The organism is Labrenzia sp. C1B70 (assembly GCF_000475395.1).
GTDB lineage: Bacteria > Pseudomonadota > Alphaproteobacteria > Rhizobiales > Stappiaceae > Roseibium > Roseibium algicola.
Genome location: NZ_AXCE01000045.1, coordinates 69,132 through 90,947 on the forward strand (window position 1 = coordinate 69,132; position 21,816 = coordinate 90,947).

A 21,816-nucleotide genomic window follows, 5' to 3' on the forward strand; every position below is an offset into this window, starting at 1 on the left:
TTACAAAACCGTAATGCCGCCGACAGGCGCCTGTAAGACTGGTTCACCTACTTTCACTTTCGAACCTGGAGCGCTTTCCCCGCAAGCAGTCCAGGAAATGGTTTTCAAACCTTATCTCGAAAGAGGAAGACAACATGCAAAACAGTCGCTCAGTTTCTCCCCTGCGCTCCCGTCGCGCCAAACTGCTGGCAGGCGTCGTCGCGCTCGGCGCAGCCGGACTTCTGACGGCACAGACCATTGTTCCGAGCCAGTTGGCTCTGGCTGATGCTGTCCGTGTCGATACCGCGGCTCCGCTGGACTTCTCCCACGTCGTCACTGCCGTCAGCCCGGCGGTTGTCAGCGTTCAGGTCAAGCAGGCCGCAGAACCGCGCATGATGAACTTCGGTGGTGGCAACGACAATTTCGAAGACTTCTTCAAGGGCCTGCCTGATGGCCATCCGTTCCAGCGCTTCTTCCGCGAGTTCGGTGGCAAAGGTGGCGGTGACCAGCAACAAAATCAGCGCCGTGCCCCGCGCCAGTATGGCATTTCCCAGGGCTCCGGCTTCTTCATCTCTGATGACGGTTACCTCGTCACCAACCATCACGTGATCGAAAACGGGACCGAGTTCACCGTGATCGACCGTGACGGCAAGGAATATGACGCCAAGCTGATCGGCGCCGACAAACGGACGGATCTGGCCCTTCTGAAAGTCGAAAGCGACGAAACGTTCACCTATGTCGATTTCGCCAAGGAGGCACCGCAGGTCGGCGAATGGACTGTCGCTATCGGTAACCCGTTCGGTCTCGGCGGCTCCGTCACGGCTGGTATCGTCTCGGCACGTGGCCGCGACATCGGCGCCGGCCCTTATGACGACTTCATCCAGATTGATGCTCCGGTCAACCGTGGCAACTCCGGTGGTCCGGCCTTCAACATGCATGGCGAAGTCATTGGTGTGAATGCGGCGATCTTCTCGCCGTCCGGTGGCAACGTCGGTATCGCCTTCGCAATTCCGGCTTCGACCGCGCAGGATGTCATCATGGAGCTGAAGGACGACGGCACCGTCGTTCGCGGCTGGTTGGGCGTTCAAATTCAGAACGTCACGGATGACATCGCGGAGAGCCTTGGCCTCGAAGAGGCCCGCGGCGCCATCGTCGCGGAAGCGCAGGAAAACAGCCCGGCACAGAAGGCTGGCCTGCGCTCGGGCGACACCATCCTTGCCGTTGACGGCACTGAAGTGAAGGGCCCGCGCGAGCTGTCCAAGATCATTGCGGCTTACGAGCCCGACAGCCAGGTGGACATCACGGTCTGGCGTGACGGCCAGAAAGAGGACGTCACCGTAACACTGGGCCGCCTGCAGGATCAGGAACAGGTTGCAGCCGTTCAGCCGGAGGCCGGTGAAAGCAAGACCAGCCTGGATGATCTCGGCCTGGTCCTGACGACGAAAGCCGAAGCTGGCCTGGAAGGTGACGGCGTGGTTATTGCCGAAATCGACCCGGAAAGCCCGGCAGCCGAAAAACGCCTCAACACCGGTGACGTGATCCTGGAAGTGGCCGGCATGAAGGTCAACAGCCCGTCCGATGTGCTGAAGGCGCTGGACAAGGCGGAAAAGGATGGCCGCAAGGCAGTTCTCTTCCGGGTTGAAAGCAACAACACGACACGGTTCGTGGCCCTGCCCATGAACCTCGCCTGATCAGGGGCCGGTTCTGCCCCGAACCGGACCTGTGAGGCAAGACCGGCCTGCCCTCTGCCCCCAAACCCCGACGGGCCGGTCATTGCCAAGGGTTTATCTGCTAAACCCTGACTGACTGGCGGCGGCGACTCTCACATCCATCGCCGCCGTCAGCCATTTTCTTTAGGGCCAACTCAAGCTAAAAGGATGAGATGTTGAGGATTCTTGTCATTGAAGACGACCCGGAAGCTGCAAGCTACCTCGTCAAGGGTTTGAGTGAACTGGGCCACACCGCCGACCAGGCTGCCGATGGGCGGACCGGGCTGGATATGGCCCTCGACAGGGACTACGACATCCTCATTGTTGACCGCATGCTGCCGAAGATGGACGGCCTTTCGGTCATTCAGGACCTGCGCCGGGAAGGTAATCACACACCGGTGCTGATCCTCTCGGCGCTCGGTCAGGTCGATGACCGCGTCAAGGGCCTGAAGGCCGGTGGCGACGACTACCTGCCCAAGCCTTACGCCTTTACCGAACTTCAAGCCCGCATAGAGGCACTGGCACGACGCCCCAAGTCAGCCAGCCAGATTGAGACCACCTATACCGTCGGCGACCTGACGCTGGACCGGATGGCGCATTCGTGCCGCCGCGGCGAAACGGAAATCCCGCTGCAGCCGCGTGAATTCCGCCTTCTGGAATATCTCATGCAGAACGCCGGTCAGGTGGTGACCCGTACGATGTTGCTCGAAAACGTCTGGGAATATCACTTCGATCCGCAGACCAACGTGATCGACGTCCATATCTCCCGTCTGCGCGGCAAGATCGACAAGGGTTTCGAAACACCACTTCTGCACACCATCCGGGGTGCCGGATATACGATCCGTGACGCGGCTCACTAGGTTTACCAGAACCACAGCCTTCAAGCTGTCGCTGCTCTACATTGCCGTCTTCACGGTGATGTCCGGTGTGCTGCTGTTCTATATTGCGGACAACACGGACAACCTGATGTCCGAGCAGGTGGTTCAATCCGTCGATTCAGAACTGAAAACCCTTGCCGACGTCTATGTGCGCGGCGGTGTTCGCGATCTTGTCGAAACCATCGACAGGCGGTCCCGCCACCCGGATGCCAGCCTTTATCTCCTCGTCGATTTCGCCGGCAATGCGCTTGTCGGGAATATTGCCCGCCTGCCGACCACCGTTCTCGAAGAAGCCGATGGTGGATTGCGCCGGGTTCGTTACACGCGCCTTGGCCAGGATGCAGAGGACGTAGAGCGGCAGGCCATGGTGCGCACGTTTGAGCTTCGCGGCGGCTTCCGTCTGCTGGTTGGGCGTGACCTGGGTGACCAGCTCAGGTTCTCCAACCTTCTGGCCAACGCCTTGCGCCTGTGGCTGGTCGTCGTGGTGGTCATGGCCGCGATCACCTGGCTGTTTGTCAGCCGCAGGGTGATGAAGCGCATCGACGAGATTTCCGCCACCAGTCGCACGATCATGCAGGGCGAGCTCTCCGGCCGTCTGCCCGTTGCGGGCAATGACGACGAATTCGATCGCCTGGCGATCAATCTCAACACGATGCTCGACCGGATCGAACTGCTGATGCAGTCGATGAAGGATGTGACAGACAACATCGCCCATGACCTGAAGACGCCTCTGACGCGCCTGCAGACCCGGATCGAAAATGCCTTGCGGGAAGCCAAGGGGGAGGAGGGCTACCGCGGTGCCCTGGAAGCGACACTGGAGGAATCCGACCAGCTCCTGAGGATATTCAACGCGCTGCTGCGTATTGCGCGTGTTGAATCCATGGCACCGGCCTCCGTCATGGAGCCGACCGATCTCAACAAGCTGGTTGCCGAAGTTGCCGAACTTTACGAGCCGTTGGTTGAAGATGAGGGCGGCAAGCTTGAAACCGATTTGCCAGAAGGGCTGAAGGCAGACTGTAATCGCGACCTCATCAGCCAGGTACTGGTGAATCTCATTGAGAATGCACTGAAATACGGTCGTCCTGAAACTGGCGACCTGCTAATTCGCCTTGGCGGGCGGGAGGAGGACGGCCGCATCGTCCTCAGCGTCACCGACAATGGCCCCGGCATTCCGGAAAAGGACCAGGACCGGGTGAAGGAACGTTTCGTTCGGCTGGAGGAAAGCCGTTCCGAACCTGGAACAGGCCTTGGATTGAGTCTTGTCAAGGCGGTTGCCCGCTTGCATGGCGGAGACTTGCGCTTCATGAATGAGAACCCGGGGCTGAGCGCCCGGATCGATCTCAAGCCGGTGAAACCGGACAGCAGCAGGAGCGGGCATGAACAAGGCGGCACAGCCGGGCAAACGGGAGAAGGGAACTGACCAGGACGGTGGCGCGGGCGTTCTGGCCGACCGGATCGCGGTGGTCCCAACGGCACCGGATCCCGATCATGCAGCCCTGTTCCTGAAAGATCTTCTGGCTCATGCCGAAGCCGGCGAGGCCCTCAACGCTCTTCTGCACGAAAAACCGGACCTGGAAGGTTTCCTGATCGGGGTCATTGGAAACTCGCCCTATCTGCGCGATCTGATGCTTGCCGATCCACCGCGTCTCCTTCGCTTGCTGCAGGAAGCGCCGGAAAGCCGTCTTGAAAACCTGCTGTCTGCCGCCCGAGAAGCGCGGGCGGAGGACGAGGCCGGTATCATGCGGACCTTGCGCCACTTCAAACACGATCTCGCCTTGACGCTTGGCCTCGCAGATATCTCCGGTGCGATCGGTCTGAACCGCGTTACCGGTGCCCTGGCCGGGTTTGCCGACGCCGCGCTGACAGCGGCAATCAGGTTCTGCCTCGGCGATCTGGTCCGTCTGAACAAGTTCGCACCTCATGACTTGGAGAAGCCGGAAGTCGATAGCGGCCTCATCGTCCTTGCCATGGGCAAGCACGGCGCAAACGAGCTGAACTATTCGTCCGATATCGATCTGATCGTTCTTTACGACCCGGCCAAGGCGCCCATGGCGGGTACAGCGGAAGCTCCGGTGGAATTCGTTCGACTGACGCGGCGCCTGGTCAAGATCATGCAGGACCGGACCGCGGACGGTTACGTCTTCCGTACGGATCTTCGCCTGCGCCCCGATCCCGGTGCGACCCCGCTTGCCATGTCGGTGCCCGCTGCGCTGGTCTATTACGAATCCCTGGGGCAGAACTGGGAACGGGCGGCGCTTATCAAGGCGCGGCCTTGCGCGGGCGACATTCCCGCCGGCGAATCCTTCCTGCATGAAATCGTGCCGTTCATCTGGCGCAAGTACCTGGACTTTGCAGCCATTGCAGACGTGCAGTCGATCAAGCGCCAGATCCATATGCACAAGGGCCACGGGGCCATTGCGGTTGCCGGGCATAACGTCAAGCTCGGCCGTGGCGGCATCCGGGAAGTGGAGTTCTTCGTCCAGACCCAGCAGCTGATCGCGGGTGGCCGCAACCCGGCCCTTCGCGGACGTCGCACACTCGACATGCTGGACGCTCTGGTGGATGCAGACTGGATCAAGGGCAAGACACGCGACGAAATGGCCGCCGCCTACCGGTTCCTGCGCAATGTCGAGCATCGCATCCAGATGCTGAACGACGAGCAGACCCAGCTTCTGCCGAAGGATGAAGACGGCATGAAGCGGGTTTCCGCGCTGATGGGTTACGACACGCTTGCAGCCTTTGAAACGGCACTGCTCGACCACTTGCGAACGGTTCAGCACCACTATGCCGAACTGTTCGAAGATGAACCGGCACTGTCGTCCGAGCTGGGCAATCTGGTCTTTACCGGCGATGACCACGATCCCGGTACCCTGGAGACGCTTGCCGGTCTTGGTTTCAAGCAGCCTGCGGAAGCTGCCGCGATCGTCAAGGCCTGGCATTTCGGCCGCTATCCGTGCACCCGTTCGACCAAGGCGCGCGAGCGGCTGACCGAAATGCATCCTGCGCTTCTCAGTGCGCTGGCGGCCACGGACAACGCAGACGCTGCCCTGCGGGCGTTCGACAACTTTCTGGCCAAGCTTCCAGCGGGCGTGCAGCTGTTCTCGCTGCTGAGGTCCAATCCACAGCTCCTGACGTTGCTGGCAACCACCATGGGCGCTGCGCCACGCATGGCCGAAACGGTTTCCAAGCGGGTTCATGTGTTGGATGCAGTCCTCGATCCGGCGTTTTTCGGCGCCATGCCGAGCGTCGAGGAGTTCCGCGCCGGGCTCGACAGAACCCTGTCTCAGGCCCGCTTTTATGAGGAAGCACTGGACAGGGCGCGGATATTTACCCAGGAGCAGCAGTTCCTGATCGGTCTGCGGATGATTTCAGATACCTTGTCCGCCGACCGGGTAGGGTTTGCACTGGCACGGCTGGCCGAAGTTGTCGTCGACCGGATCCTGAAGCAGGTGATCGTGCATGTCGGCGAAAGCAACGGCACGGTGCCGGGGGGCAATATCGCGGTCCTGGCGATGGGCAAGCTTGGGGGGCGCGAAATGACGGCAGCCTCCGATCTGGACCTGATTCTTCTTTACGAAGCTCCGGAAGACGTCAAGCAGTCTGATGGCAAGCGGCCACTTGCGATCACCCAGTATTACACCCGTCTGACCCAGCGACTGGTCACGGCCCTCAGCGCACCGACGGCCGAAGGCTCGCTTTACGAGGTTGATTTCCGGCTTCGTCCGTCCGGCAATGCAGGTCCGCTCGCGACCAATCTCGACGGCTTCATAGCCTATCAGCAGAAAGAGGCCTGGACCTGGGAGCATATGGCTCTGACGCGTGGACGGGTGATTGCGTCCACGACGCCTGAGTTCAAGCAGAAGATCGTCGACAGCATCTGTGGCACGTTGGTGCAGACGCGTGATCTGACGAAGCTGGCCGACGATGTTCGCACCATGCGTGCCCGGATCGAGAAGGAAAAAGGCACCAAGGATGTCTGGGATCTGAAACAGGTGGCCGGCGGTCTGGTCGATATCGAGTTTCTTGCCCAGTTTCTGCAGCTTGCACACGCTCAGGAAAACCCGGAAATCCTGGCGCAAAGCACGGAGCAGGCTTTGGAACTGGCCCGCGACGCCGGCTTCCTGACCCTGGGCGACGCAGGGCTGTTGCTGGAAGCTCTCAGGCTTTACCATCGTCTGACCCAGGTGTTGCGGCTGGCTCTTTCCGGCAAGTTCGTGCCGGCAGAAGCACCCCGCGGGGTGCTGGATCTCCTGGTTCAGGCCTCCGGCAGTCCGACGTTCACCCGGTTGGAAGCAGAGCTCGCAGACCTTCAGGTGAAGGTGCGCGAGACGTTTGTGCGGCTGATTGGCGAGGTTGAAACGGTCAACACTTGACCCGGATTGCCAAGCTGTTTCCATTGGGATAGGGAAGGACCGCGCCGGCGGCCGATTTCAAATCATTCGCGCTCTCTTGAGCGAACCCTTTCCCATACTCTGAGAAACCTCATGACTTATTCATTCGACGAAACGGTCCGTCGTCCGGACCGGAGCGACCGTATTGCGCTGGCCGGCAACCGTGTGTTTGCTTGGTCTGAATGGGGCCCGGTCACAGGCACTCCGGTTCTGTTTCTGACAGGCGCCGGCATGGCCGGCACACTTGGCTTTGGCCTGGAACATCTCGAAAAGCTAAACCTTCGATTGATTGCACCGGACAGGCCTGGCCTCGGCGCTTCATCGCCCGATCCTGACAAGTCACTGGCAAGTGTCGCGCGTGACGTTGGCGAACTTGTTGCGAACCTTGGCCTTGTCAGCATCCCAGTGGTCGCCTTTTCGCAAGGAGCGCCCTTTGCTTTCGCCGCTGCAGCGTCGGGAACTGCAAGCTCCCTTGCGATCGTCTCCGGTCAGGATGAACTCTACCGTCCGGAATTCGCTGATGGTTTGCCGGATCAGGTGAGGGATATGACCCGGCATGCACAGGAAGACCCGGCAGGGTTTTCTGCCATGCTTGAAGGCTTCGCCGAGCCGGATGGCTTCTACGACCTGGTACTGTCGATGAGCTCACCGGAAGACCGGTCGGTATATGGCGTCGAACCTTTCGCCGCGGCCTACAGGCACGCCCTTCGGGAAGGCTTCAGGCAGGGACCGAAAGGATACGTCCTTGATACGCTCGCAGCGCTCAGGCCCTGGAGTATCGACCTTGGCATGATCAACTGCCCGGTCTCGCTTTGGTACGGCGGCAAGGATGGCAGCCCGGTTCATTCACCGGACTTCGGTCTTTCACTCGCAGGCAGATTGCCCAATGCAAGCCGCCGGTTTTTTCCGGAGGAAGGCGGCGCATTGCTGTGGACCCGATCGCTCGACATCCTGAGCGAGCTGGCAACAACAAGCGGCAACGACTGATCTGCTGTGCTTTAGGGCTACGGACAACCTGGCTCGCCTGGAGGGTAAAGCCCTTCAGGCGGCTTCCTTGTCCGCAAGCGGCAAGGTGAAGCTGACAGTGGTGCCTTTCTTGACTTCCGACTTGATTGCCAGCGCTCCACCATGAAGTTCAACCAGCGAGCGGGCGATGGCTAGACCGAGGCCCGAGCCCTGGTGGGTCTTGGTGAACTGGTTTTCCACCTGCACGAAGGGTTGAGCGAGGCGTTCTATATCGCGCTCCGAAATTCCGATGCCTGTGTCGATCACTTCGAAATGCAGCTTGTCTCCGCGCGGCCGTGCCCTGAGCGTAACGGTGCCATTGTCCGGCGTGAACTTCACCGCATTGGCCAGCAGGTTCAGCAGGATCTGTTTGAGCGCCCGCTTGTCTGCGTGCACCGAGACGTTTTCAACGACATCGGTGGTGACGGTGATGTTCTTCTCGGTCGCAGCTCCCGTGACGATCCGGCTGGCATCTTCGGCCGACTCCGACGCATTGACCGTTTCGGTCTCGATACTCATGCGACCGGCTTCGATCTTGGACATGTCGAGGATGTCGTTGATCACGTTCAGCAGGTAAGTGCCGGAAGAATAGATATCCTTGCAGTAGTCGGAATACCTGTCGGTGCCGACGGGGCCGAACATTTCCTGCGTCATGATGTCGGAGAAGCCGATGATGGCGTTGAGCGGCGTTCTCAGTTCATGAGATATATTGGCCAGGAATTCGGACTTGGCCTTGTTGGCGGCTTCCGCCCGGGTTTTCTCTTCCTGGTACTTCTCTGCCATTTCCACCAGCTGCCGGGCCTGAACCTCAAGGGTCTGGCGGGACTTCTGGAGATCGGAAACGGTTGCCCTAAGCCGCTTTTCGGAGTCGATCAGCTTTTCTTCGTGTTTCTTGAGCGGGGTAATGTCGGTCCCGACAGACACGAAACCGCCGTCTTTGGTGCGCCGCTCGGAAATCTGCAGCCAACGACCGTCTTCCAGTTGCGCTTCGTAGGAGCCATCAGGAGCGCCGCCACGCTGGCGAAGAGTGACCGGTTGCGGTGCTACTTCGGCATTGGAGGCAGCTGCCATCACGTCCTTGTAGGGTGTGCCAGGCTTGATCACGGCGTTCGGCAGGCTGTGCAGCGACTGATAGTTGGAATTGCAGATCACAAGCTCGTTTCGGGCATTCCACAGAACGAAAGCTTCCGAGATTGTCTCGATCGCATCACGTAGGCGAAGATCTGCCATACGGCTTTGTTCGGCAAGCTCGTGCTGCTCGGTAATGTCGATGCAGATACCGATGAGGTGCGGCTCGGCACGGCCGGGTTCCGACTGGATTTCACCGCGGGCGCGAAGCCAAATCCAGCTTCCGTCGGCGTGGCGCATGCGGAAGGTCTCATCGACCAGGGTTTCACCGCTTTCCAGCAGGTGCTCGGCAAGGCCCAGAAGGTCGATGTCATCGGGATGGGTGATGTCTGCGACATCGGCAAAGCTGAGAATATCGTCCTTGGGTTCGCGTCCGAGCAGCTCGTACAGCGAAGACGACCAGAACATTCTGCCGCGTGACAGATCCCAGTCGAACAGTCCGCAACGGCCGTGGGTGAGGGCGGTGTCGATGCGGGCACGGGTTGCCGCATACATGTCGTCGGCCGCTTCCGCGCGGGTCGCCTGACTGAAGAAGCCGTAGATGACCGCAAGCAGCACCAGCGAAGTTCCGACGAAGAGCGTCACATTTGCCGAAAGGTCATCCCGCCACTGGCTGAAGATCTCGTTTTCCGGCTGCAGCACCGCCACCATTCCGAGGCGGCCGTCGAGGTGATGAACCGTTGCGAGAACCTGTTCTTGGCCCCGGCCTGTACCAAGGTTGGTGGCAACCGGCATCACGCCGGCACGGGCGCCAAACACCATGAGCGGCTGTGACGGGCCGAGCAGGTCGCTGATCGGCCGGCTTTCAAGCGATGGCTGGAGCGGTGCCGAGGCAACGATGGTGCCGGATTGGTCCGCAACGAGATAAATGCGGCCTTTGCTGGTCGCCCCTGTGGGCAGACTGTCGGCAAGGATACGTTTCAACGTCGTCCGGTAGCCCGTTTCAGGCAGATCGTTTTCCGACGACATCAGGCCGCTGGCGACGACAGTTGCCATCAGGCTGAGCGTAACCTGGGCGTTTTCCTGGGTCCGGGTGTAATCGCTGACAAGGTCGCCGGTGCGGAACAGGGCGAGTATGACGATGAAGATGATGGCGAGGCCGGGAATGAGGCGTCGCATCAGGCTATCGGAGCGGGCCAGGCTTTCGGCCAGAGCGCCGAGGAGGGTGCGCAGAGGCAGGCGTTTTGTGCCTGCGTCTGTCTCCCACTCAGACTCCTTCTCGCCGCGCCGCGCAGATGCGTCGCCAGCTAATGCTCTCGCCATAGGAAGTGTGCCTCAAAAACCGCCGCGTCGGGGGTGCCCCGAATCACTTCCATTTGAATCAAAACGTCTGTTTTTGTCCAGACCCGTCAAAGAATAAAATGGTTAACGCAAATCCGGATTTTCCGTTCTTTCGTTAACCTTTCTCAGTATTGCAGACTACTGCAAGGTTCTGTCGACGATGTCACGGCTGTCTCTCGACAGATTTTCGCATGCTGAAATCCTCAAGAGGGCAGATTCAGCAAGGGCACTTCTTTGTGGGTCAAGTGCGCGCCACGAGCGGAAGCTCGTCAGAAGTCTCGATGCCACTTGTGGATTTCGCTTGTCGATCTCCAGAACTGATTCGGCGATCAGTTCAAATCCGGCACCATCCATCCGGGCAAATTGTGTCGGGTTGCCGGTGGCAAAGGATTGCAGCAGCGAGCGGACACGGTTTGGGTTGCCGGCATCGTAGGATGGGTCCGACATCAATGCCTTGACCCGGTCCAGCGTTTCGTTGCCGGGTGCGGTGGCCTGGGTCATGAACCACTTGTCCATGGCCAGAGAGCTGTCCGTGTGCCGCTCGCGGTAAGCTGCAAGCGCTTCCTCTTCACGTGGCATATGGTCGTGTACCAGAAGGGTGAGGGCCGCGAGGCGGTCAGTCATGTTGTCGGCAGAGGCAAACCGCGACCAGACCAGGTCAGTCGCATCGGCTGCGCCGGAGACTGCGTAATAATGCAGGCAACGGTTTGCGAGCGCTCGTTTTCCGGCTGCCTGCGCATCCGGAGAAAAGGTCCCACCTGCGGACTGGACGGTAATGAACGGGACGAGGGAAGATGCGATGCGGGCGGCAACTGCGCGCCGCAGCATCTGACGGGCCGTGTGAATGGCGTCCGGGTTGACGTCCTTGCCGATTTCCTGTGCGACATCCGCTTCGCTGGGCAATGTGAGTGCCTGCGCACGCAGGGCTTCATCCAGCTGGGTTTCACCCAGAACAGACGCGAACACACCGATGACGTCTTCGGACGGCGTGCCTTCCGAGCCGTCACGGACCAGATCGGCAAGCCTCACAAGGTCCTGCATCGCCAACGTCTGCACCGCCTGCCATCGATTGAACGGGTCCCGATCCTGTGCTGCCTGAAACAGGAGTTCCTCGGAATGCAGGGGCTGGTTCAGACGAACGGGTGCGGAGAAACCGCGCAGGAGAGACAGAACGGGAGCGGCGGCGACATTGTGGAAGACGACGTCTTGGTGAGCCTTGTCGAGCACAAGCACATCGCCGGCGACGTTGGCACCCTCCACGGAGCCTGTTTCCATGTCCTCGCCATTCGGGCCGATCAACCCGAAACGAAGCGGGATGACTGCCGGTTTGCTGGACTTCTGGCCGGCAATGGGCGGGATTTCCTGGGACAATGAAACGGTGAAGGACTTGCGGTCGGGATCATATTCCGTTTCCACCGACACGACTGGTGTTCCTGCCTGCTCGTACCAGAGCGAAAACTGTTCAAGATCGGTGGACGATGCTTCCTCGAAGCAGGAAAGGAATGCCTCGATTGTGGTTGCTTCGCCGTCATGGCGGTCGAAATAGAGGTCCAGTCCGGCCCGGAACTTCTGTTCGCCCAAAAGCGTCTGCAGCATGCGAACAACCTCGGCGCCTTTTTCATAGACAGTCGCCGTATAGAAGTTATTGATTTCATGATAGGTTCGCGGACGCACGGGGTGTGCGAGCGGGCCTGCATCCTCCGGAAACTGATGCGACTTCAGCAAGCGCACATCGGCAATGCGCTTGACCGCGCGCGAGCGCATGTCGGACGAAAACTCCTGGTCGCGGAACACCGTCAGGCCTTCCTTCAGGCACAGCTGGAACCAGTCCCGGCAGGTGATGCGGTTTCCGGTCCAGTTGTGGAAGTATTCGTGTGCGATCACGGCTTCAATATTGGCATAATCCTGGTCGGTTGCCGTTTCCGGGTCGGCCAGAACGTACTTGTCGTTGAAGATATTGAGGCCCTTGTTTTCCATCGCGCCCATGTTGAAGTCCGACACGGCGACGATGTTGAACACCTCCAGATCGTATTCGCGGCCAAACACTTCCTCGTCCCAGCGCATGGACCTCTTCAGGGAATCCATGGCCCAGTCACACAGGCTCTCCTTGCCATGCTCGACGTAGATGTTGAGTGCGACCTCCTTGCCGGACATGGTGGTGAACGTGTCCGGAACTTCGGCGAGATCGCCCGCTACCAGTGCGAACAGATAGGCCGGTTTGGGGTGCGGGTCGTGCCACACGGCATAATGCCTGCCGGTGCCGTCGATATCCCCTGTCTCCGTCAGATTGCCGTTGGCCAGGAGAACGGGGCAGTCTTTCTTCGAGGCCTCCAGACGTGTCGTGTAAACGGCAAGGACATCCGGTCGGTCCAGAAAATAGGTAATCCTGCGAAAGCCCTCGGCCTCGCATTGGGTGCAATAGGTTGCCGAGGAGCGGTAGAGCCCCATCAGCTTCGTGTTCGCGTCCGGATCGAGTTCGGTCACGAGTGTCAGCTCGAACGGATCGGCAGGCGGTGAGGCAAGTTCGAGACGATCGGCTGTCGCTGCATAGGCAGTCTCGGCAAGCGCTTCGCCGTTCAGCTTGATGCCCGCAAGTGACAATTCGTCACCATCCAGCACAAGCGGGGCGCCGGCCTCTGTTCCCGGTTGCCTGCTGACCTCAAGCGTCGCGGTCACGCGGGTTGCGCCCGGGGCGAGTTCAACGTTCAGGGCGACCTTGTCGATGCGATAAAGTGGCGGTTGATAGTCTTCCAGCCGTATGGCCGGCGCCGTTTCTGAACGCATCGAATTCTCCTGCTGATGTTAGGCGCAATTGCCCGCCTGTGCCTGGCCGAAAGGCCCTTTTTGGAGGCCGCAACCGCACCCTCATGGAAATGTGAGGATGAGCTAAGGCGTTAGCATGATCGCAGATTACGGCAAAGTCCTGTTTGACCTTCCGCAAGGGCTGGTATTCCGTCAGCCTTTGATAACACCTAAATACGGACGGGAGGTTTTGACGGCAGCCGGGGCATTGTCTATGTCAGGAGCGTCGTAAGTTGCAGGGAATTTTTTAATGAGCCGTTTGGACAGTTTTATTCGTCGAATGACATCCCAGAAAACATTGCTCGAATTTCTGGTCGACAAGGTCAACGAAGTCGACGGACCTATCCTGGAACTCGGGTTGGGCAATGGCAGAACCTATGACCACTTGCGCGAGATTTATCCGAACAAGGAAATTTTCGTATTCGATTTCGCCATGGACTGCCACCCGAGCTGCGCTCCGGACGCGCATCACATGATCCTCGGCAACATTCGCGACACGCTTGTTTTCTGCGGGCCGCGGATCGGGGCGAAGGCGTCGTTCGCCCATATCGACATCGGTTCGGCTGATCCTACAAATGACCTTGCGACAGCTTCCTGGCTGGCTCCTTCAATAGATGCCCACATGGCCGTTGGCGGAATTATCCTGTGCGCGCTCGAACTCAACCTGCCGAATTACGAGACCCTGAAAAAGCCGGATGGCATTCACCGGGGTCGCTATCATATCTATCGCAAGACATCAGAAGCCTGACCGTCGGCACTATTCAGGAAGAGACACATGACCGCGCCGCTCAAAGGCATCAAGGTTGTCGAACTGGCCCGCATTCTGGCCGGGCCCTGGACGGGCCAGACCCTAGCGGACCTGGGGGCAGACGTCATCAAGGTGGAAAGCCCGCAAGGCGATGATACCCGGGGCTGGGGACCGCCATTCGTCAAGGACGAGGCGGGCGCGGACCGGGATGCCGCCTATTTTCATGCCTGTAACCGCGGCAAGCGTTCCATTGCGGTCGACTTTCGCACACAGGAAGGTCAGGACCTCGTTCGCCGCCTGGTGGCGGATGCTGACATTCTGGTCGAGAACTTCAAGGTCGGTGGGCTCGCCAAATACGGCCTCGACTACGACAGCCTTTCCAAGGTCAATCCGAAGCTGATCTATTGTTCGATCACCGGGTTCGGCCAAGACGGGCCCTACGCTCATCGGGCCGGCTATGATTTCATGATCCAGGGCATGGGCGGCATCATGGATCTGACCGGGGACCCGGAAGGCGACCCGCAGAAAATCGGGGTGGCGTTCGCGGATATCTTTACCGGGCTTTACGGTGTCATCGGCGTTCTTGCCGCCTTGCGCCGCCGCGACGAAACCGGCGAAGGCGAATGGGTCGACATGGCATTGCTCGATGCACAGGTCGGTGTGCTGGCCAATCAGGCGCTCAATTACTTTGTTTCGGGCAAGGCGCCGAAACGACTGGGCAATGCGCATCCCAACATCGTTCCCTATCAGGTCTTTCCGGCCAGCGACGGGCATCTGATCATCGCGGTTGGCAATGATGGCCAGTTCAGGCGCCTTTGTGCTGTTCTTGGCCTGCCGGAACTTGCCGACAATCCCCGCTACGCCACCAACGCAGCGCGGGTTGCCGCCCGCTCGGACCTTGTGCCGATCCTGACGGCGGAAACGTCGACGAGAGCCCGCGACGATCTCCTGGCCGCGCTTGAAGGCGAGGGTGTTCCGGCCGGACCGATCAATTCCGTGGAAGATGTCTTCAACGACAAACAGGTGTTGCACCGGGATATGAAGGTCGACCTGCCGGCGACCGGTGTCGAAGGCGGCTCCGTTGCCTCCGTCCGCACGCCCATCAGGTTTCGGAACGGGACACTCGTGCTGGACCGCGCCGCACCGGCACTTGGCGAGCACACGGAAGAAATCCTGAAGGAACTGGGCATCACGTCTGACCCGAACTCCTGAACGAAGAAAGCACTGCCATGAGCACCCCGGATTACCTCAAGGTCTCCGATAGCGAAGTTCTGTCCAATTCCTGGGGAACGCTGACCCGCCACCGGATCGAGTACAGGCGCCGGGACGGCGACTGGCAGGAGCAGGTGCGTGAAGTCTACGACAGAGGGCATGGCGCAACCTGCCTGCTCTACGATCCGGAACGCAATTGCGTGCTGCTGACGCGCCAGTTCCGGCTGCCAGTCTGGGCTGCCGGCCGAGACCCGATGTTGATCGAAGCACCCGCCGGTCTTCTGGAAGGTGCGCATCCGGAGGATCGCATGCGGGCGGAGCTGATCGAGGAAACAGGATTTGAGGTTTCGGACCTGGAACATCTCTTCGATGCTTTCAGCAGTCCGGGATCCGTAACCGAATATGTGGCATTCTTCCGCGGGACATACCATCTGAAGGACAAGGTCGCCGAAGGTGGCGGTAAGGAAACCGAGGGCGAAGATATCGAGGTGATGCACGTTCCCCTCGACCAGGCGCTCGAGATGATCCGCTCCGGTGAAATCATGGACGCAAAAACCATTATCTTGCTGCAGGAACTGGCCCTGCGTCGATTGACCGGCTAAAGGCAAAAGACATCGCGGTGGCAGTCCTTTGCGGTGGAAAGTCGAAAGCTTGCCTTAATTTGACGGAAACCGTCATGCAGGTAAGCTGCCTGTTCGCAACAAGGGTCACCGCCCAATGAAAATATCGAAACGCACCGGCCGGCGCATAATGCTGCCCCTGACGACTATCGTCGGGCTGGGGTTCGGTGCGTTTGTTGCGATTGCGATCGGTCTTGTGCTGGGCTTGTCTGTCTCGGCCAACTTTCGCAACACGTTTTCCCTGCTGAACGACAAGACGATCCTGAGCACCCAGGCGCTCGAGACGCAGTTGCGGACGCATTTCGTGTCTGTCGAAAACGCGATCATCGGCCTGAAGCCCTATTTCGACGACGGCACGCTCGGCTTCGACGATACGGAAAGGACGCTGCAGGATCTCTCGATCGCGCTGAAATCCAATCACGACATCACCACACTGGTGGTGACTTCGACCGACAGAAGCAAGCTGGGGATCTATCGGGCACCGACCGGCAAACTGTGGCGGATTGAAACCGACGCACCGCCACCCGGCATGAACATGCAGGAAATGCCGCAATTGAGCGCCGACAGTCCGCCGACCTGGGGCCCGCTCGTCAAACACGAGGTCGGTCTTTTCGCGAATGTTTCGGTGCCGTTGGTGCGGGACGGCAAGGTTGCCGGCATGCTGACGGCTGCGACGTCCATGGAAGAACTTGCCCACATCGTTTCTGCGCAGGACGAGGGCGGCGACAACACCGTCTTCATCATCGCGGACGGCGATCAGGTGATCCTGCATTCGGACGCTCCCTGGCTCCAGACCGGCGGCAGCATTCAGGACAAGTTGCCGGGCTCCTGGCAGACCATCGGCGACCCCGTTCTGGCTGCCATGGTAAATGAAGAAAAGCTGGACGAATTCAAGAAAGCCGCGGAACTCGGCATCGACGTCTCCACCGTTGATGCAAACAACGAAGAATATATCGTCATGAAGGCCCAGCTGGATGGTTTCAGCGACCGGCCCTGGACTGTCGGGCAGTATTACCTCAGCGCGACGGTCTCCCGGGAGCTGCGGCGTCTTGCGGGTTCCATGTTCGTCGGCTTCGGCGCGTTGGTTGTGTCGGTGCTGATCGCATTCTGGATGGGGCGGCGCGTCGCCCGCCCGTTACGGTACCTTGCAGTTCAGTCCAAGCGTATCGGCAGCCTGTCTCTTAACGAAGTAGAGCCCCTGCCGCGCAGCCGCGTTGCGGAGATCGATCAGGTGGCGCTCGCCTTCAATTCCATGGTTGAAGGCCTCAAGGCGATGAACACCTATGTGCCGCGCTCGCTCTTCATCAAGCTGATGCGATTGGGAGGCGGGAATGCTGCACAGGCGCGTGGTGCCGAACTCACGATCCTCTTTACCGATATTGTCGGGTTCACGGCCTTGTCCGAGCACCTGAGTGCGGAAGAAACCGCCAGCCTGCTGAATGACCATTTCGCCATCCTGGTCGAGGCTGTCGAAGGCGAGGGCGGCACGGTCGACAAATTCCTGGGGGATGGCATGCTGGCCTTCTGGGGCGCGCCTGATGCCCGCCCGGACCATGCGGAGGCTGCTGTCAGAACCGCACGCCGGATTGCAGCCGCGCTGCATCAGTCGAATCTGAACGCGGTCACCCAGGGGCGTCCGCAGATGGCGCTTCGGATCGGTATTCACACCGGCCCGGCGGTTGTCGGCAATGTCGGCGCGCTTGATCGCTGGAACTATACCGTTGTCGGCGACACCGTGAACGCGGCCGAACGCCTGCAGACGCTTGGCAAGGAAGTTCCCGAAAACCCGGAAGTCGTCATCCTGGCGAGTGCGGACACCGTTGCGCATCTGCCTGGTGAGCGGCACCAGCGGCCGGTCGGCGCGCATCACTTGCGCGGCCGAAGCGGGCAGATGGAAGTCTATTGGCTCGATCCCTTTCCGCAGTCAAAGCCTGTACACAGGCCCGTGGAGCGGCCGGTGTCTGCCGCGGAGTGATTCCTTCCGGACCGTTGGATCGCCCGCCAGGCTTCCAGCTAGTCTGTTTCGTGTTCAGATGAACGCAGAAAAAAAGAATTCGGGTTCGTTCGACAATTGCAGTTTAACGTTCGGTTGCACCCGTTAATCGAGTGGCGGAACGGGTCTGCTCTTGCAAACTGTGACGAACATCACAGTTTGTTTTCATGAATCCTGCATTGCTATCCACTGGCGAATTTGGTTGTCTTTCAAATGCAATGAGGGCTTAGTAAGCCTCTGTCAGACAATCCTTGCCTGGGAGGAAATGCGCGGTGAATGTTCTCTCGATTGAGGGACTGACGGTTGATTTTAATACGGCGGAAGGTCAGGTCCGGGCGGTCGACAATGTGTCATTTGTCGTACCCGAGAACCGGACTGTCGCGCTGGTGGGCGAATCCGGGTCGGGCAAGACGGTCATATCGCAGACGATCATGGGTCTTCTGCCCCAGGCTGCATCCATTACATCCGGGAAAGTGATCCTGGCGGATCCGACCGGCGCGGAGCCGCCTGTCGATATCGCTGCGCTTGAGCGCAAGGGACCGCAGATGCGGCACCTGCGCGGCAACCGGGTTGCGATCATTTTCCAGGAGCCGATGACGTCGCTGTCGCCGCTGTATACCATCGGCGACCAGATCGGCGAAGCCGCACTTCTTCACCGCAATGTTTCCAGCGCCGAGGCACGCGAACTGACGAAGACCATGCTGAGCCTGGTCCAGTTCCCCGATCCCGAGCGCGCTCTCGACACCTATCCGTTCGAACTCTCAGGCGGGCTGCGCCAGCGCGCGATGATCGCGATGGCCATGATCTGCCGCCCCGCGCTGCTGATCGCGGACGAGCCTACCACCGCGCTCGACGTCACAATTCAGGCGGAAATCCTGAAACTCATTCGCGAAGTTCAGGCCGAACTGCGCATGTCCGTCCTTATGATCACCCACGACTTTGGCGTGGTCGCCAACATGGCCGATGAAATCGCGGTGATCTATCATGGCCGCATCATGGAAAAGGGCACTGCGCAGCAGCTCTTCTCCAATCCCAAGCACGACTATCTGAAGGCTCTGCTCAACGCGGTCCCGAGCTTCCACATGGACCGGGACGAGCGGCTGGTGCCGATCCGGCCCATCAAGGTCCGCTCGGAGGAACTGACGGCCAATCGCCCGCATTGCGATGTCAAGCCGGGCGAGCCCCTGGTCGAAATGCGCGATGTCACCAAACGGTTCACCTTGCGCAAGGGGTCTTTCCTTGGTGGCAAGGTCAAGACCATGACCGCGCTAGACAGCATCAACCTGACGATCCGCCGCGGCGAGTGTCTCGGTCTCGTAGGGGAATCGGGTTCCGGCAAGACCACCGCGGCAAAGGCCATCCTGAGGGCAATCGGTATCGAGGGCGGCAATGTCCTCTACAATCGCGGCAAGGGGCTGGAAGACATCTCCAAGCTCAAGGGCGCGGAACTGATGGACTATCGCCGCCGCGTGCAGCTTATTTTCCAGGACCCGTTCTCCTCGCTCAACCCGCGCATGACCATCAACGACACACTGATGGAACCTCTTGAGGTGCACGGCATCGGCACCCCTCAGGAGCGGGCCGAGCGCGCACGCAATCTGATGAACCTGGTGGGGCTCGACCCGCGTTTCCTGCGCCGCTATCCGCATTCGTTCTCCGGCGGTCAGCGCCAGCGCATCGGGATCGCTCGAGCTCTCGCGCTGAACCCGGAATTCCTGTTGTGCGACGAACCGACCTCGGCGCTCGACGTCTCGGTACAGGCGCAGATCCTGAACCTTCTGCAGGATCTCAAGCGCGACCTGAACCTGACCTATCTCTTTGTCAGCCACAACCTGGCTGTCGTCGACTATGTTGCCGACCGGATCGCGGTCATGTGCCGTGGACGACTGGTTGAGATGGGCGAAACACGAACTGTCGTCGGCAATCCGCTGCACCCATACACGAAAGCACTGCTTTCGGCCGTGCCCGAGCCGGACCTGTCGGCACCACTGGATTTTGCCGCCCTAGATGCCAACAGAGCATCGGAGCCGCAATCTTGGCCGGAACCTTTCCGATTGACCGATGGCCAGGCGCCGTCGCTGGTGGAAATGGAACCGGATCACTTTGTCTGCGCACCTGGCCTGAAGAATGCCGGGGCGCTTGAGGGGACTGCAGCATGAAGTTTTTGAATTCCGTAAGGGCCGGTCTTTTCCTGACCGTCGCTCTGATAGCGGGGCCACTGGCCGCGTTGGAGCTGAAGGAAACACCGGGCCTTGATCCGTCTCTGCCACCTGTGGCGGAACGGGTTCCCTCCGACCCTCTGATCGTTGATCTTGAAGCCAAGGGTCGAACCGTCGGCAAGCCGGGAGGCAAGATCGACACCCTGATCGGCCGGGCAAAGGATGTCCGACTGATCAACGTTTGGGGCTATGCCCGCCTCGTTGGCTACAACGAGCAACTGGAACTGGTTCCCGATATCCTGGCGAACGTCGATGTTGAAGATGGCCGCATTTTCACGCTTCACACGCGCGCCGGCCACAAGTGGTCTGATGGCCATCCCTTCGGTGCCGAGGATTTCCGCTACTTTTTCGAGGACATTGTCAGCAACGAAAGCCTGACCCCGTCAGGTCTGCCGCCGTACCTGCTGGCCAACGGCAAAGGCCCCAAGTTCGAGGTCCTGGACGAAACCACCGTCCGCTTTACCTGGGATACGCCGAACCCGCTGTTCCTGCCGGAACTGGCAAAGTCCCGTCCGCCGTTCATCTATCGGCCAGCCCACTATCTGAAGCAGTTCCACGAGAAATACGGCGATCCTGATGTGATCGCCAAGGAAGCTGCAAAGGTGAAGGCGCGGGACTGGGCACCGCTCCATAACAAAAAAGACGACATGTACAACGCGCAGAACGTCGACATGCCGTCGTTGCAGCCTTGGGTGCGCAACCGCGATGACAGCGACCTGCGCTTCGTTCTGGAACGCAATCCATACTATCACCGGGTCGACAGCACCGGTCAGCAGCTTCCATATGTCGACGAAATCATCATGACGGTTGCCGACGGCAAGCTGATCCCGGCCAAGGCACAGGCTGGTGAAAGCAACCTGCAGGCACGTAACCTCAACTTCGCCGACATTACCGTCCTGAAGAAGGGCGAAAAGGACAATGACTATGTCACCGCGCTCTGGTCCAACACCAAGGGTGCGGAGATCTCGATCCTGCCGAACCTGACGGTCAAGGATCCGGTCTGGCGTGAACTGATGCGCAACACGAAGTTCCGTCATGCCCTGTCGCTCGGGATCGACCGCAACCTGCTCAACCGGGTCCTGTTCTTCGGGCTGGGAACACCGGGCAACGACACGGTTCTGGCGTCCAGCCCGCTTTACAAGGCCGAGTTCACCACCAAGTGGGCGGAATACGATCCGGAACAGGCGAACGCGCTTCTGGACGAAATCGGCCTCACCAAGCGCAACGGAAACGGCATTCGTCTGATGTCCGATGGCCGTCCGCTGGAAATTATCGTGGAGACCGCTGGCGAGGAACAAGTCCAGGATGACGCCCTGGAGCTGGTCAAGGAAATGTGGAAAGAGATCGGCGTCGCTCTGTTTGCCAAGCCGAGCCAGCGTGACAACATGCGCGAGCGCGCCATCACCGGTGACCTGCTGATGTCTGTCTGGTCCGGCTTCGAGAACGGCATTCCGACGTCCGAAATGCCGCCGGAAGACTTTGCTCCTGTGCGTGGCGACGCGTTTTCGTGGCACAAGTGGGGTGACTACTTCGAAACCCAGGGTGAGGGCGGCGAAAAACCCGACTGGGCCCCGGCCGAGCGTCTGATGGAACTCTATACCGCATGGTTGAGCTCCAGAACGCCGGAAGAGCGCACCGAGATCTGGGAAGAAATGCTCCAGATCCATGCCGACGAAACCATTCATATCGGTCTGGTTTCCGGCGTTCGTCAGCCGGTGGTGATCAAGAACGTCGAAAACGTACCGCTTGAAGGTATCTACGGCTGGGATCCCGGCGCCCATTTCGGAATTCACCGCATGGATGAATTCTACATGGCCAAGTAAACCGCAGTTCCGCTTGTTTTCCGGTCCG

The 21,816-nt window shown here is 59.8% G+C and carries 13 protein-coding genes; 11 read left to right on the forward strand and 2 right to left on the reverse strand.

The features are described 5' to 3' along the window. Positions 1–134 precede the first annotated feature (134 nt). The 5 genes from Q666_RS58315 to Q666_RS58335 all read left to right on the forward strand — a co-directional run bounded on the left by Q666_RS58315 (position 135) and on the right by Q666_RS58335 (position 7,944). Positions 135–1,670: a Do family serine endopeptidase gene (locus Q666_RS58315; RefSeq protein ID WP_022997820.1), complete on the forward strand. Its 1,536-nt coding sequence runs from the start codon at positions 135–137 to the stop codon at positions 1,668–1,670. A 191-nt stretch (positions 1,671–1,861) separates the two neighbouring features. Further along, positions 1,862–2,548 (forward strand): response regulator transcription factor, encoded by a 687-nt coding sequence (locus Q666_RS58320; RefSeq protein ID WP_022997819.1) that lies wholly within the window; start codon positions 1,862–1,864, stop codon positions 2,546–2,548. Further along, positions 2,532–3,986, forward strand: a complete 1,455-nt coding sequence (locus Q666_RS58325; protein WP_022997818.1) for a HAMP domain-containing sensor histidine kinase — start codon at positions 2,532–2,534, stop codon at positions 3,984–3,986. Before Q666_RS58320 ends, Q666_RS58325 begins: the two co-directional genes overlap by 17 nt. Further along, positions 3,943–6,939: a bifunctional [glutamine synthetase] adenylyltransferase/[glutamine synthetase]-adenylyl-L-tyrosine phosphorylase gene (locus tag Q666_RS58330; RefSeq protein WP_022997817.1), complete on the forward strand. Its 2,997-nt coding sequence runs from the start codon at positions 3,943–3,945 to the stop codon at positions 6,937–6,939. The genes Q666_RS58325 and Q666_RS58330 overlap by 44 nt, the downstream gene beginning before the upstream one ends. 111 nt (positions 6,940–7,050) lie before the next feature. After that, positions 7,051–7,944, forward strand: coding sequence for an alpha/beta hydrolase (locus tag Q666_RS58335; protein WP_022997816.1), 894 nt, complete (start codon positions 7,051–7,053; stop codon positions 7,942–7,944). A 54-nt stretch (positions 7,945–7,998) separates the two neighbouring features. Here the strand turns inward: Q666_RS58335 and Q666_RS58340 are convergent, their stop codons facing one another. Continuing rightward, the gene (locus Q666_RS58340; RefSeq protein WP_022997815.1) at positions 7,999–10,353 is read right to left on the reverse strand and encodes a PAS domain-containing sensor histidine kinase; all 2,355 of its coding nucleotides are present in this window, start codon (positions 10,351–10,353) and stop codon (positions 7,999–8,001) included. A 156-nt stretch (positions 10,354–10,509) separates the two neighbouring features. Next, positions 10,510–13,155 (reverse strand): aminopeptidase N, encoded by a 2,646-nt coding sequence (gene pepN, locus Q666_RS58345; RefSeq protein WP_022997814.1) that lies wholly within the window; start codon positions 13,153–13,155, stop codon positions 10,510–10,512. A gap of 268 nt (positions 13,156–13,423) precedes the next feature. On the opposite strand from pepN, the gene Q666_RS58350 reads away from it, so the two are divergent. The 6 genes from Q666_RS58350 to Q666_RS58375 all read left to right on the forward strand — a co-directional run bounded on the left by Q666_RS58350 (position 13,424) and on the right by Q666_RS58375 (position 21,788). After that, the gene (locus Q666_RS58350; RefSeq protein ID WP_031268106.1) at positions 13,424–13,921 is read left to right on the forward strand and encodes a class I SAM-dependent methyltransferase; all 498 of its coding nucleotides are present in this window, start codon (positions 13,424–13,426) and stop codon (positions 13,919–13,921) included. Between the two features lie 27 nt (positions 13,922–13,948). Further along, a complete protein-coding gene (locus Q666_RS58355) occupies positions 13,949–15,133 on the forward strand; it encodes a CaiB/BaiF CoA-transferase family protein (RefSeq protein ID WP_022997812.1) in 1,185 nt (394 codons plus the stop codon). A 17-nt stretch (positions 15,134–15,150) separates the two neighbouring features. After that, the gene (locus Q666_RS58360; RefSeq protein WP_022997811.1) at positions 15,151–15,735 is read left to right on the forward strand and encodes an NUDIX domain-containing protein; all 585 of its coding nucleotides are present in this window, start codon (positions 15,151–15,153) and stop codon (positions 15,733–15,735) included. 115 nt (positions 15,736–15,850) lie between these two features. Next, positions 15,851–17,728, forward strand: a complete 1,878-nt coding sequence (locus Q666_RS58365; RefSeq protein ID WP_031268104.1) for an adenylate/guanylate cyclase domain-containing protein — start codon at positions 15,851–15,853, stop codon at positions 17,726–17,728. 290 nt (positions 17,729–18,018) lie between these two features. Beyond that, a complete protein-coding gene (locus tag Q666_RS58370; protein WP_022997809.1) occupies positions 18,019–19,905 on the forward strand; it encodes an ABC transporter ATP-binding protein in 1,887 nt (628 codons plus the stop codon). Then, positions 19,902–21,788 carry an ABC transporter substrate-binding protein gene (locus Q666_RS58375; protein ID WP_022997808.1) on the forward strand — a complete coding sequence of 629 codons (1,887 nt, stop codon included), beginning with the start codon at positions 19,902–19,904 and terminating at the stop codon, positions 21,786–21,788. The genes Q666_RS58370 and Q666_RS58375 overlap by 4 nt, the downstream gene beginning before the upstream one ends. Positions 21,789–21,816 lie beyond the last annotated feature (28 nt).